This is a genomic window from Klebsiella spallanzanii (genome assembly GCF_902158555.1).
GTDB classification, from domain to species: domain Bacteria; phylum Pseudomonadota; class Gammaproteobacteria; order Enterobacterales; family Enterobacteriaceae; genus Klebsiella; species Klebsiella spallanzanii.
The window spans coordinates 12,093-24,777 of sequence record NZ_CABGGS010000007.1; the positions used below are offsets into that span (position 1 = coordinate 12,093).

The following is a 12,685-nucleotide window of genomic DNA, read 5'->3' on the forward strand; positions in this document are numbered from 1 at the left end:
CCCGCTCTATTTCAATATGGGCCTACTATAGTGGAATACTTTCGTGGGTTACCGTGATCTGCATCTCAAAGTTAGCGCTAACACGATAAAATGTTAAAATACTTGTTACCGCTAACTTTGTTAACCATACTGATCGTGTCGATACGCATGCGCATTAGTAGTGCCCTGGTCGCCCGCCATCATTTACAATAGGCCAGAGCGATTGGGTAAACAGGAGGAAATCAGTGCAGACGTTACAAACGGATGACGGCGCAAAAGAAAAACGCAGAAAGAACACCGGCAAAATCACGCTGGCAGAAGTCGCAAAGCTGGTGGGCGTCAGTACCATGACCGTATCCCGCGCGTTACGCATGCCTGAAAAGGTCAACCCAGAGCTACGCACGCGTATTGAAGCCGCAGTCAGCGAACTTGGCTATGTACCCAATTTGCAGGCTCGCAGCCTGGCCTCGGCTGATTCAACGCTGGTAATGGGCGTCGTCCCCTCTTTCTCATCGCCCGGTTTTATCGCCGCCTCAGAAACGCTGCAAACCGTCCTCGCTTCACGCGGCTATACCATGATGTTTATCGAGTCCGGCCAGGGCGGGCAAAGTGAGGAGAAGGCTTTTCAGCAGATGCTGGCCTATAATCCTGCGGCAATTGTTCAATTCAATATCGATAACATTGACAGCTGTTCGCAGATGCTGATGAATGCCGGTATACCGATGGTGGAAATCGGCGCAATTAATCGCGAGACGGCCGGCGTCAGCGTCGGGGTAGACTACTCCGCAGCGCTAAAAAAACTGGTTTCTTCGTTGGCTCAGGCGGGCTATAAAAACCTTGGTTTACTCTGCACAGCGTCAAACAATCTGATGTTCAAGCAGGTATTAAGCGGCTGGAATAGCGCGATGCTCTCTATCAACCACTCCCCACACCGGGTGGTAACGCCGCATTTACCTTCTGGGATCACCACTGGCTTTAACCTGTTGAACGATATTCGCATCACCTGGCCCGAACTGGATGCGCTGATCTGTACCTCAGACGAACTGGCTTGCGGCTGTATTATGGCCTGTCATAACGCGGGGATTAAGGTGCCGGATACGCTGGCGCTGGCCAGCCTGAGCGGCGGTACGCTGGCAGCGGTCTGCTCGCCTGCATTAACGGCGGTAGAGTTTCCGTGGAGTGAAGCGGGTACCATTGCGGGTAAAACGCTGCTGGATTTGCTGACAGGAAATACGCCGGAGAGCGCCATTGAGCTACCCTCCAGCTTGAAAGTTCGCGCCAGCAGCAGAAAGCCGCAGCGTTAAAACCCCTTTAACAGCTTGCCGATAAATTCCGGCACGACTACGCTTGCCAGGCCGTAGTGTTTTTCGGCAAACTCACTGCCCACCTGGCTTGGCTCAAGGTTTAGCTCAATCGTATGAGCGCCCTGTAGACGCGCTTCATGAACAAACCCCGCTGCCGGATAAACGTGCCCGGAAGTACCGATAGCGATAAAAATATCGCACTCAGCCAGCGCCAGGTAGATTTCATCCATATCCAGCGGCATCTCGCCGAACCACACGACGTGCGGGCGCAGCGGCGCGGGGAACTGGCAGCAGTGACATTTATCTTCCGTCGTCACATCGCCGGTCCACTCCAGCACCTGACCGCTCCACGAGCAGCGCACCTTCAGCAGCTCACCGTGCATATGAATCACCCGACGGTTGCCCGCGCGCTCATGCAGATTATCAATATTCTGGGTAACCAACAGAAAATGGTCGCCCAGCGCCTCTTCCAGCCGCGCCAGCGCCTGATGCGCCGCATTAGGTACAATATCCGGGCTTTGCAGCTGGCGGCGACGGTCGTTATAAAACGCCTGCACCAGCGCCGGGTCGCGGGCAAAGCCTTCCGGCGTCGCCACATCTTCCACCCGATGTTCTTCCCACAGACCATCGGCGGCGCGGAAGGTTTTAATTCCCGACTCCGCCGAGATACCCGCGCCGGTTAATACCACGACTCTTGGTTTTTCCATCGCTTCAGGGGTCTCCTTATCTTCACCGAAGAAAATCCGCTGACGCAGACGGTCTCGTAACCGGCGTTTATTGCGGCGAAATCGGCTTAATCGATGTGAGCGGCGCGACTGCATAGCTACCTCTGTGTTTAATGAGTCAGATGAAGGAAGGCCGCACCGCGCATACCTCCGGCATCGCCATGACGCGCGCGCTCGATGCGCAGTACGCTGGCAACAGGGAGCAGATGTCGCGGCAGGCGCTGCGCCAGCCCTTCGGTTATTGCAGTAAAGTTAGACAATCCTCCGCCAAGCACCAGCAGATCCGGGTCAACAATCGTCAAAATATTGCCCAGGCACACCGCCAGCAGGTCGAGATAACGCTCGACGTGTTCACGCGCCTTCACATCACCCTGCTGCCAGAGCGCGACGATGTCGGGCGAGGTTAAGGATTGGTGGTAAAAATGTTCGTACAGCCAGGCGAAACCGCGACCAGAAAGGTAATTTTCAATGCAGCCCAGTTGGCCACAGCCGCAGCGGGTGAGTGGAAAATCACGCCCCACCACTTCCAGCGCATCCACCGGCAGGCGGATGTGGCCGAATTCGCCGGTAATATAGCGATGCCCGGTAATCGATTTACCGTTGAGTACCAAACCGCCACCCACGCCGGTGCCGAGGATCATTCCCATTACCAGCGGGTATTGCGTAAATTCGTCGTCCCACGCTTCGGAAAGCGCAAAACAGTTAGCGTCGTTATCAAGGCGCACGTCGCGCCCCAGACGCTCGCTCAGATCGGCCCGCAGTCGCCTGCCGCTGGCGGCAGGAACGTTAGCGGCATACAGCGTGCCATCTTCCGTTTCCGGCATTCCCGGAATACCAATGCCCACCGAGCCCTGGCTACCGAAGCGTTGGTCGGCTTCCTGTACCAGCGCTTCCACCGCCAGCAAAAAAGCCTCGTAGCTCTCTTTTGGCGTAGCAACGCGTTTTTCCCACTGCAGCCGCCGCTGTTTATCAAATACGCCCAGCGCTATCTTGCTGCCGCCAATGTCAAATCCATAGTACATTTCAGCAATTCCTCTTGAGTCGTCAGCAAAGCCGACGATGACGATAAATTACTGGCCACTCAGCACCCTCGCCGGGTCAATGCGGCTGGCGCGGCGGGCGGGATACCAGCTGGCCAGCAAACTCAGCAACAGTGCCGTCACCAGCACGTAAACGACGTCCAGCCAGTGCAGTTCAGACGGCAGGAAGTCAATAAAATAGATGTCGCCGGAGAGGAATTTATGCCCGATCAGGTCCTCAATCTCGTTAATAATTGAGGTCAGCTTAAACGCGCAGATAACGCCAATCGCCACCCCAATCAGGCTCCCTACCGAACCTGCAAGTAAACCATACCATACGAAAATCGCGCGGATCAGGCCGTCTTTCGCGCCAAGCGTGCGCAGCACCGCAATATCGCCGCTTTTATCTTTCACCGCCATCACCAGGGTTGAGACGATGTTAAAGCAGGCCACTCCTATCACCAGCACCATCGCCAAGTACATAATGGCGCGGATCATCTGAATATCGCGGTACATGTAGCCGTAGGTACCTATCCAGCTTTTGATATAAACGTAACTGTTGGTCACTTCACCCGCATCGCGCACCAGGGTATTCGCGTGGAACACGTCAGTCACTTTGATGGCGATACCGGTCACGCTGCTGCCCATATCAAGATACTGCTGCGCATCCTGCATCGGGATCATGGCAAAACTATGATCGAGCTGGCCGCTGAGCTGTAAAATACCGGTGACGTGGAGCCTGACGCGCTTTGGCTGCAGCAGCTGATGGTCGGCATCAGAGTTAGGGATCATGATGGAAACCCAGTCACCCTGCTTAACGTGCAGGGCATCGGCAACGCCTTTGCCGAGGATCACCTGCTGCTCCCCGGCTTTAAAACTGGCCCAGGCATTATTCTGTACAAAGTTTGGCAGTGAACTCAGACGGCTCTCCTGCTGCGGGTCGACGCCTTTCACCTGGATGGCGCGCATGTTGCTGCCGCTCTCCACCAGCCCGGTGAAGTTAATATACGGCGCTGCAGCAACGATGCCTTTGACCTTTTCAACCTTCGCCAGCGCCTCGCTCCAGTTGTTCCATGGCTGGTTTACCGGCTCGATTTCACCGTGCGGAACCACCGCCAGAATGCGGTTATTGAGTTCGCGCTCAAAGCCGTTCATCGCGCTCAGGCCGACGATCAATACCGCTACGCCCAGCGCAATACCGATGGTTGAGATAACCGAAATCAGCGACACCATCCCGCCGCGCCGCCGTCCGCGGCTAAAGCGCAGGGCGATCAATAACGATAACGGAGAAGCCATTACTCAGCCCCCATCAGGGAGAGTTCAGCGGTCAGGCGCCCGTCGCGCATCTCCAGCTGACGGCTCATACGTTTTGCCAGTTGCAGATCGTGAGTGACCACCAGAAAGGCAGTGCGCTGCGCCACGTTCAGCTCGCCAAGTAGCTGGAAAATGCTGTCAGCGTTACGGGCATCGAGGTTACCGGTAGGTTCATCGGCCAGCACCAGGCGCGGTTTGTTAACCAGCGCGCGGGCAATCGCGACGCGCTGGCGCTCGCCGCCGGAAAGCTCCGACGGACGATGGTCGCTGCGGTGCTCAAGCCCGACGGCGCGCAGCATCGCTTTTGCCTGGCGCTCAATATCCGCCGCCTTCTGCTTACCAATCAGCAACGGCATGGCCACGTTTTCCAGCGCAGTAAAATCCGGCAACAGATGGTGGAACTGATAGATAAAGCCCAGCTCGCGGTTACGCAGATCGGCACGCGCGGCGGCGGAGAGCTGGCTCATCGGTTGACCAGAAAAGATAACGTCGCCGGAGGTCGGCGTATCCAGCCCGCCAAGCAGATGCAGCAGCGTACTTTTGCCAGAACCCGAGGTACCGACAATCGCCATCATCTCGCCCTCCTCAATACTGAAGCTGACATCATGCAATACGTCGGTTTGCACGGTGCCTTCCTGATAGCGTTTGCACAGGTTGTCGCATTGCAGCAGGATCTTATTCATAACGTAAAGCCTCAGCGGGTTGAGTGGCGGCAGCGCGCCATGAAGGATATAACGTAGAGAGTAATGCCAGCACCATCGCCACCAGGGCAATCACGATCACCTGCAGCGGCTCAATGGCCACCGGCAACGCGGCGCCGTCAAGAAACGCGCCGATAATCGGCATCAAATTATTTAACTGACTGGCAAGCAGCGCGCCCAGCCCTGCGCCAAGCAGCGCGCCGACGATCCCGGCGCTGGCCCCCTGAACCATAAAGACCAGCATAATCTGCCGAGGCGTAAGTCCCAGCGTCTGTAAAATCGCTACTTCGCCCTGCTTCTCCATCACCATCATTCCCAGAGAGGTGATAATGTTGAAGGCGGCGACGGCGACGATCAGGCTCAGCAGCAGGCCCATCATATTTTTTTCCATCCGCACGGCCTGGAACAGCTCGCCTTTACGCTCCCGCCAGTCCTGCCATTTAGTGCCTTCCGGCAGCGTCTGTTGGCTAAGGGTGTCGACCTGCAAAGGCTGATTCAGCCACAGACGCCAGCCGGTAATATTCCCCAGCGGATAGCGCATCAGGCGCGAAGCATCGTCGATGTTCGTCAACATCTGATAACCATCCACTTCGCTGCTGGCGGCGAAGGTGCCAATCACGTTAAACAGGCGCTGGCTGGGCACTCGCCCCATCGGGGTAAACTGACTGGCGGAAGGGACCATCACGCGGATCTGGTCGCCGCGGTTAACCCCCAGTTGCCCTGCCAGCTGCTCGCCCAGGATAACGTTATACTTTCCTGCCTGCAGATCGCTCTGCTTGACGTTAACCAGATAGGGAGTCAGGGGATCTTTTTGTGCAGGGTCAATGCCCAGCATCACGCCAACCGCTACGCTACGGGCGCTTTGCAGCACCACATCGCCGGTGGTCAGTGGCGCAACGCGGGTAACGCCCTGTAATTTGACCGCGCTTTCCGGCAGTTGTTGCGGGTTTACAGACCCCTGCTGGGCGCTAAGAATAGCCTGGGGCATCAACCCCAGGATGTTGTTTTGCAACTCGCGTTCAAAACCGTTCATCACCGATAAAACGGTCACCAGCGCCATCACGCCGAGCGTAATGCCAATGGTCGAGAGCCAGGAGACGAAACGACCGAAGCGGTCGGCTGCGCGCCCGCGCATATAGCGAAGGCCGATAAAGAGTGCGGCAGGTTGATACATGTCATCCATCTGATTGCTGATAGCCGATGCCCGAGTATATAAGCGATTATGAGCAGCGTAAATGTCTGAAACTTGACGATTTTATTAGCAATCACCATGAAAACCCTGCAAAAACAAAAAGATAACAAAGCCAGTACTGATTTATCTTTACGCTTATCAGAGTCCGTTACATTTTTGCCCAAAACATGACATTTACGATACGGGTTGGCGAATCCAGGTCGATCGCGGATAATCACACTATTGAATATCAGCGAGTTGCCCTCCATATCGGCAGAGCGAATCCCCAAGAGATTATGATAACGTCTATGCCTGAACAATACCGATACTCTCTGCCGGTTAAAGCCGGCGATCAGCGCCAGCTTGGCGAACTTACCGGCGCGGCCTGTGCCACTCTGGTAGCAGAAATGGCCGAACGCCACGGCGGTCCGGTGGTGCTGATAGCCCCCGATATGCAAAACGCCCTGCGTCTGAATGATGAAATCAGGCAGTTTACCGACAGCATGGTGGCAGGTCTGGCGGACTGGGAAACGCTCCCCTACGACAGCTTTTCGCCGCACCAGGACATTATCTCTTCTCGCCTCGCCACCCTGTACCAGCTCCCGACCATGGAACGCGGCGTACTGATCGTTCCGGTCAGTACACTCATGCAGCGCGTCTGTCCGCATAATTTCCTCCACGGCCATGCGCTGGTGATGAAAAAAGGGCAACGGCTGTCGCGGGACGCGCTGCGCACTCAGTTGGACAGCGCGGGCTACCGTCACGTCGACCAGGTGATGGAACACGGCGAATACGCCACCCGCGGCGCGCTGCTCGACCTGTTCCCTATGGGCAGCGAACAGCCCTACCGTCTCGATTTTTTCGATGATGAGATCGACAGCCTGCGTCTGTTCGACGTCGACAGCCAGCGGACGCTGGAAGAAGTCGCCAGCATTAACCTGCTTCCGGCACACGAATTTCCGACCGACCAGGCCGCCATCGAGCTGTTCCGCAGCCAATGGCGCGATCGTTTTGACGTGAAACGCGACGCCGAACATATTTATCAACAGGTCAGTAAAGGCACGCTGCCGGCGGGGATCGAATACTGGCAGCCGCTGTTTTTTAACGAACCGTTACCGCCGCTGTTCAGCTATTTCCCGGCGAAAACGCTGATTGTGAATACTGGCGATCTGGAGGCCAGCGCCGAACGATTCCAGAATGAAACCCGCGCCCGCTTTGAAAATCGCGGCGTCGACCCGATGCGCCCGCTTCTGCCACCTGAGATGCTATGGCTGCGTAGCGATGAGCTGTTTAGCGAGCTAAAAAAATGGCCGCGCGTGCAGCTTAAAACCGAGCGTCTGGCGGAGAAAGCCGCCAATACCAACCTCGGTTATCAAAAATTACCCGAACTGGCAATTCAGGCGCAGAACAAAGCGCCGCTGGATAACCTGCGCCGGTTCCTTGAATCCTTTAGCGGACCTGCAATCTTCTCGGTCGAAAGCGAGGGGCGTCGCGAAGCGTTGGGCGAAATGCTGGCGCGCATTAAGGTTGCGCCAAAGCATATCCTGCGTCTTGAAGAGGCGACGGGCAACGGCCGCTATCTGATGATCGGCGCCGCCGAGCATGGCTTTATTGATAGCCAGCGTAATCTGGCGCTGATTTGCGAAAGCGACCTGCTGGGCGAGCGCGTCGCCCGCCGTCGTCAGGATTCACGCCGCACGATAAATCCGGATACGTTAATCCGTAACCTGGCAGAGCTGCACATCGGGCAGCCGGTGGTACATCTTGAGCACGGGGTTGGCCGCTATGCCGGAATGACCACCCTTGAAGCGGGCGGCATCAACGGCGAATACCTGATGCTGACCTACGCCAATGACGCCAAACTGTACGTGCCGGTGTCGTCGCTGCATCTGATTAGCCGCTATGCGGGCGGTGCGGAAGAAAACGCGCCGCTGCACAAACTGGGCGGCGACGTTTGGGCGCGAGCGCGACAGAAAGCCGCCGAGAAAGTGCGCGATGTGGCCGCCGAGCTGCTGGATATCTACGCTCAGCGCGCGGCGAAAGAGGGCTACGCCTTTAAACACGATAAAGAACAGTATCAGCTATTCTGCGACGGCTTCCCGTTCGAAACCACGCCCGATCAAGCGCAGGCCATCAACGCCGTGTTAAGCGATATGTGCCAGCCGCTGGCGATGGATCGGCTGGTCTGCGGCGATGTGGGCTTTGGTAAAACCGAAGTCGCCATGCGCGCCGCTTTTCTGGCGGTCGAAAACCACAAGCAGGTGGCGGTGCTGGTACCGACCACCCTGCTCGCCCAGCAGCACTTCGATAACTTCCGCGATCGCTTCGCCAACTGGCCAGTGCGCATCGAAATGCTCTCGCGTTTCAGAAGCGCTAAAGAGCAAGCGCAGATCCTTGAGCAGGTGGCGGAAGGAAAAATCGATATTCTTATTGGCACCCATAAGCTGCTGCAACCGGACGTGAAGCTGCGCGATCTTGGTCTGCTGATCGTCGATGAGGAGCACCGCTTTGGCGTGCGCCACAAAGAGCGCATTAAAGCGATGCGCGCCGATGTCGATATCCTGACCCTGACCGCAACGCCGATTCCGCGAACCCTGAATATGGCGATGAGCGGTATGCGCGACCTGTCGATTATCGCCACGCCGCCCGCCCGTCGTCTGGCGGTGAAAACCTTCGTGCGCGAATATGATGCGCTGGTGGTACGCGAGGCGATATTGCGTGAGGTGCTGCGCGGCGGCCAGGTCTACTATCTCTACAATGATGTGGAGAATATCCAGAAAGCAGCGGACAGGCTGGCGGAGCTGGTGCCGGAAGCGCGTATCGCCATCGGCCACGGGCAGATGCGCGAGCGCGAGCTGGAGCGGGTGATGAACGATTTCCACCACCAGCGCTTTAACGTGCTGGTGTGCACCACCATTATCGAAACCGGCATCGACATTCCGACGGCAAACACCATTATTATCGAGCGTGCCGATCACTTCGGCCTGGCTCAGTTGCACCAACTGCGCGGTCGCGTCGGTCGTTCGCACCATCAGGCCTACGCCTGGCTGCTGACCCCACACCCGAAAGCGATGACCACCGATGCGCAAAAACGCCTTGAGGCCATCGCCTCGCTGGAAGATCTCGGCGCCGGGTTCGCGCTGGCGACCCACGACCTCGAAATTCGCGGCGCGGGTGAACTGCTGGGCGAGGACCAGAGCGGTTCAATGGAGACCATCGGTTTCTCGCTGTATATGGAGCTGCTGGAAAACGCCGTTGATGCCCTGAAGGCCGGGCGCGAGCCGTCGCTGGAAGATCTCACCAGCCAACAAACCGAAGTTGAGCTGCGTATGCCATCACTGCTGCCGGACGATTTTATCCCTGATGTCAATACCCGCCTGTCATTCTATAAGCGCATTGCCAGCGCGAAGAATGAGAATGAGCTGGAAGAGATCAAAGTCGAGCTTATCGATCGCTTTGGCCTGCTACCGGATCCGGCAAGAAACCTGCTTGATATCGCCCGGCTTCGTCAGCAGGCGCAAAAGCTGGGGATTCGTAAACTGGAGAGCAATGAAAAAGGCGGCACCATTGAGTTTAACGAGAAGAATAACGTGAACCCAATGTGGCTGATTGGTCTGCTGCAGAAACAGCCTCAGCACTATCGGCTAGATGGCCCGACCCGTCTGAAGTTTATGCAGGATCTCGCCGAGCGTAAAACGCGGATGGACTGGGTGCGTCAGTTTATGCGTCAGCTGGAAGAGAACGCCACCGTCTGATGGTATCCGGGATACGGCCTGCGCGCCGTATCCCGGCCCTCCGATATGTTCGGCAAAATTTACAAACATTTTGCAATCCCTCTGCACTTCCCAACACTCGCTCCGCCATAATCTCAGAGCTTTTCCGTATAAAAATAACCACTTACTTATTATGGAATTATGGTGATGAAGAGCTTTACGCGAATTTCTGTCTGGCTGGGGATGATCGCTATCGCCGCCGCGCTGGCGCTGCCCGCTCGCGCCAATACCTGGCCACTGCCGCCTCCGGGTAGCCGTCTGGTGGGGCAAAACCAGTTTCACGTTGTCGAGAATAACGGTGGCTCTCTCGAAGCTATCGCCAAAAAGTACAACGTCGGTTTTCTCGCGCTGTTACAGGCGAATCCCGGCGTTGATGCTTACGTTCCGCGGGCCGGTAGCGTGTTGACTATTCCGCTGCAAACCCTGCTACCCGACGCGCCGCGCGAAGGGTTAGTTATCAACCTGGCCGAACTTCGCCTCTACTACTACCCGCCGGGCAAAAATGAGGTCACCGTCTATCCCATCGGCATTGGTCAGCTCGGTGGCGATACCATCACGCCAACGATGGTCACCACCGTCTCCGACAAGCGCGCCAACCCCACATGGACGCCAACGGCCAATATCCGCGCCCGCTATAAAGCCATGGGTATTGACCTGCCCGCCGTGGTGCCAGCAGGGCCGGATAACCCGATGGGCCACCACGCCATTCGCCTCGCGGCATATGGCGGCGTCTATCTGCTGCACGGGACCAACGCGGATTTCGGCATTGGTATGCGCGTCAGCTCCGGCTGTATTCGCCTGCGTGATAACGACATCAAAGCGCTGTACAACGTCATAACCCCGGGTACGAAGGTTACCATTATCAATACGCCAATTAAGGCTTCCGTTGAGCCAAACGGTACCCGTCTGGTGGAAATTCATCAGCCGCTGTCGAAGCATATTGATGACGACCCGCAGACGCTGCCGATTACCCTTAACGACGGCATGCAGGCCTTTAAGCAGGCGCAGTTGACCGACGGAGATGTCATGGAGCGCGCGATGACGCTACGCTCGGGTATGCCGATTGACGTCACCCGTCACCACCACATCGCGGAACAATCGCTTTAACCCCCTCCAATAATGGACGTAAAAAAACCGCCTTCAGTTCACTGAGGCGGTTTTTTTATGGCAATAACTAAACAGAGTACTGCATTTCTGCGAGTCGCGGCACCATAAAGGGGTGGACACCGCGTTTCGTCAGGGAACAACTTACTTTTTGCTTAACGCGGACTGCTGAAGGGGTCAGATCCGCGTGTTGTCAGTGGCATGACAGGGGGAATACAAAAATTATTTATAGATGACCGCAGTCCCGTGAAGGGTATTAGGGCCGGTTACTGAAGTAATACGGTAAGAGCTTGCACCCATCTCTTCAGCTTTTTGCGCCAGCTGATCTTCAAGAGAACCCAAGTTGGTCCCTGCGGAAGCAGAAACGGTACCGATTTTGTGCTGACCCGCTGGAGTTGACTGAACTTCAACGGCGGCAAAGCTGGCGAAAGAGAGCGAGCTAAGAACAGCGGCGATGGCTAATGTTTTAACGTTTTTCATGATTATTATACCTGTGCAGATGAATGTTTTTGTAGGGGCGAACGCATTTACTTAACGATCGATAGGTAAATGATAGTGTGATCCAAGTCACACGTCAAACTATTTTTATAACGACCGTTTAACTATTTATAAACAGCTTAAAATTCATACATATATGAATTATTTATTTTTAGACCCGGATCGCTGGTAGCGCATAAGGTTTATTTTTATAATGCCCTTTCAACAAACCAACACAGGTACAGCGGCATCATGACAACTGACGTTCAAAGTTGTACGAAAAAAAGCCGTGGCCGACCTAAAGTGTTCGACAGGGAAGCGGCGCTGGATAAGGCCATGACACTCTTCTGGCAGCACGGCTATGAAGCCACCTCTCTCGCCGATCTGGTGGAGGCGACGGGTGCAAAAGCCCCTACGCTCTACGCTGAATTTGTGAATAAAGAGGGGTTGTTTCGCGCGGTGCTGGATCGCTACATCGCGCGTTTTGCCGCCAAACACGAAGCACTGTTGTTTGACGACGATAAAACCGTCGATCGGGCATTACGCGATTATTTCACCGCCGTCGCGACCTGCTTTACCAGCAAAGAAACGCCCGCAGGCTGCTTTATGATCAACACTTCCGCAGCGCTGGCGGCATCATCAACCGATATCGCCAATACCGTAAAGTCGCGGCACGCGATGCAGGAACAGACGCTAACGCAATTTCTCCAGCAGCGACAGCTGCGCGGCGAACTGCCGCCAGACGGCGATGTGCGTCAGCTGGCGCAGTTCCTTAACTGCATATTGCAGGGGATGTCAATCAGCGCCCGCGAAGGTGCGGACTTCACTAAAATCATGCAAATTGCCGAGACCACGATGCGTCTGTGGCCCCAGATTCTTCAGCAATAAGCCTCTCTTTGACCGATGGCTCCTCCGTCGGTCCCCCCTGCTTTACCCACACATTAAGTAATGCTTTCAATAGGTTATTTGCATATTTCACGCGAATGATATTGATAACAATAATCAATACGGGCAAACTTCAGCCTTAAACATTTCTGTTTATTTCACCTTGTAACAACCGGTGCGCCCGTACCGGAAAACTAAAACAACGATATCGTAAATTCATAAAAGGAATGAGC

General features: G+C 55.7%; 10 protein-coding genes and 2 pseudogenes. 5 read left to right on the top strand and 7 right to left on the bottom strand.

Annotated features, from left to right (window positions below; all coding sequences use genetic code 11):
- Window positions 1-224 precede the first annotated feature (224 nt).
- Complete coding sequence (locus FN082_RS09165; RefSeq protein WP_142461403.1) at window positions 225-1,283, top strand: LacI family DNA-binding transcriptional regulator; 1,059 nt, start codon at window positions 225-227, stop codon at window positions 1,281-1,283.
- On the opposite strand, the gene cobB is transcribed toward FN082_RS09165, so the two are convergent.
- The 6 genes and pseudogenes from cobB to FN082_RS30470 all read right to left on the bottom strand — a co-directional run.
- Entirely contained in the window at window positions 1,280-2,104 is an 825-nt protein-coding gene (gene cobB / locus FN082_RS09170) for a Sir2 family NAD+-dependent deacetylase (protein ID WP_142981474.1), read from the bottom strand. The two genes, FN082_RS09165 and cobB, sit on opposite strands and share 4 nt — an antisense overlap.
- A gap of 14 nt (window positions 2,105-2,118) precedes the next feature.
- On the bottom strand, window positions 2,119-3,030 hold the full coding sequence (gene nagK / locus FN082_RS09175) for an N-acetylglucosamine kinase (protein ID WP_142981475.1): 912 nt from the start codon (window positions 3,028-3,030) through the stop codon (window positions 2,119-2,121).
- 48 nt (window positions 3,031-3,078) lie between these two features.
- Entirely contained in the window at window positions 3,079-4,323 is a 1,245-nt protein-coding gene (gene lolE, locus FN082_RS09180) for a lipoprotein-releasing ABC transporter permease subunit LolE (RefSeq protein WP_139537811.1), read from the bottom strand.
- On the bottom strand, window positions 4,323-5,024 hold the full coding sequence (lolD, locus tag FN082_RS09185) for a lipoprotein-releasing ABC transporter ATP-binding protein LolD (RefSeq protein ID WP_014228855.1): 702 nt from the start codon (window positions 5,022-5,024) through the stop codon (window positions 4,323-4,325). Before lolD ends, lolE begins: the two co-directional genes overlap by 1 nt.
- On the bottom strand, window positions 5,017-6,216 hold the full coding sequence (gene lolC / locus FN082_RS09190) for a lipoprotein-releasing ABC transporter permease subunit LolC (protein ID WP_139537809.1): 1,200 nt from the start codon (window positions 6,214-6,216) through the stop codon (window positions 5,017-5,019). The genes lolD and lolC overlap by 8 nt, the downstream gene beginning before the upstream one ends.
- Window positions 6,217-6,389: 173 nt before the next feature.
- A pseudogene (locus FN082_RS30470) lies at window positions 6,390-6,482 on the bottom strand (hypothetical protein); the annotation flags it as partial.
- A gap of 39 nt (window positions 6,483-6,521) precedes the next feature.
- On the opposite strand from FN082_RS30470, the gene mfd reads away from it, so the two are divergent.
- Together mfd and ldtC are read left to right on the top strand one after the other, a co-directional pair.
- The gene (gene mfd, locus FN082_RS09200) at window positions 6,522-9,968 is read left to right on the top strand and encodes a transcription-repair coupling factor (RefSeq protein WP_142981476.1); all 3,447 of its coding nucleotides are present in this window, start codon (window positions 6,522-6,524) and stop codon (window positions 9,966-9,968) included.
- A gap of 165 nt (window positions 9,969-10,133) precedes the next feature.
- Entirely contained in the window at window positions 10,134-11,093 is a 960-nt protein-coding gene (ldtC, locus tag FN082_RS09205; RefSeq protein WP_139537804.1) for a L,D-transpeptidase LdtC, read from the top strand.
- Between the two features lie 219 nt (window positions 11,094-11,312).
- On the opposite strand, the gene bhsA is transcribed toward ldtC, so the two are convergent.
- Entirely contained in the window at window positions 11,313-11,570 is a 258-nt protein-coding gene (bhsA, locus tag FN082_RS09210; protein ID WP_110277139.1) for a multiple stress resistance protein BhsA, read from the bottom strand.
- Window positions 11,571-11,694: 124 nt separating this feature from the next.
- On the opposite strand from bhsA, the pseudogene FN082_RS30160 reads away from it, so the two are divergent.
- Together FN082_RS30160 and FN082_RS09215 are read left to right on the top strand one after the other, a co-directional pair.
- Window positions 11,695-11,757 (top strand): annotated as a pseudogene (locus FN082_RS30160) (hypothetical protein); the annotation flags it as partial.
- 62 nt (window positions 11,758-11,819) lie between these two features.
- Window positions 11,820-12,455: a TetR/AcrR family transcriptional regulator gene (locus FN082_RS09215; RefSeq protein ID WP_139537802.1), complete on the top strand. Its 636-nt coding sequence runs from the start codon at window positions 11,820-11,822 to the stop codon at window positions 12,453-12,455.
- Window positions 12,456-12,685: the final 230 nt, after the last annotated feature.

What these genes read in the sequence shown, in the direction of transcription:
- nagK (WP_142981475.1), bottom strand. Translation starts at nt 3,030, where the DNA reads ATGTACTATGGATTTGACATTGGCGGCAGCAAGATAGCGCTGGGCGTA.
- bhsA (WP_110277139.1), bottom strand. Translation starts at nt 11,570, where the DNA reads ATGAAAAACGTTAAAACATTAGCCATCGCCGCTGTTCTTAGCTCGCTC.
- cobB (WP_142981474.1), bottom strand. Translation starts at nt 2,104, where the DNA reads ATGCAGTCGCGCCGCTCACATCGATTAAGCCGATTTCGCCGCAATAAA.
- FN082_RS09215 (WP_139537802.1), top strand. Translation starts at nt 11,820, where the DNA reads ATGACAACTGACGTTCAAAGTTGTACGAAAAAAAGCCGTGGCCGACCT.
- mfd (WP_142981476.1), top strand. Translation starts at nt 6,522, where the DNA reads ATGCCTGAACAATACCGATACTCTCTGCCGGTTAAAGCCGGCGATCAG.
- lolC (WP_139537809.1), bottom strand. Translation starts at nt 6,216, where the DNA reads ATGTATCAACCTGCCGCACTCTTTATCGGCCTTCGCTATATGCGCGGG.
- lolD (WP_014228855.1), bottom strand. Translation starts at nt 5,024, where the DNA reads ATGAATAAGATCCTGCTGCAATGCGACAACCTGTGCAAACGCTATCAG.
- ldtC (WP_139537804.1), top strand. Translation starts at nt 10,134, where the DNA reads ATGAAGAGCTTTACGCGAATTTCTGTCTGGCTGGGGATGATCGCTATC.
- lolE (WP_139537811.1), bottom strand. Translation starts at nt 4,323, where the DNA reads ATGGCTTCTCCGTTATCGTTATTGATCGCCCTGCGCTTTAGCCGCGGA.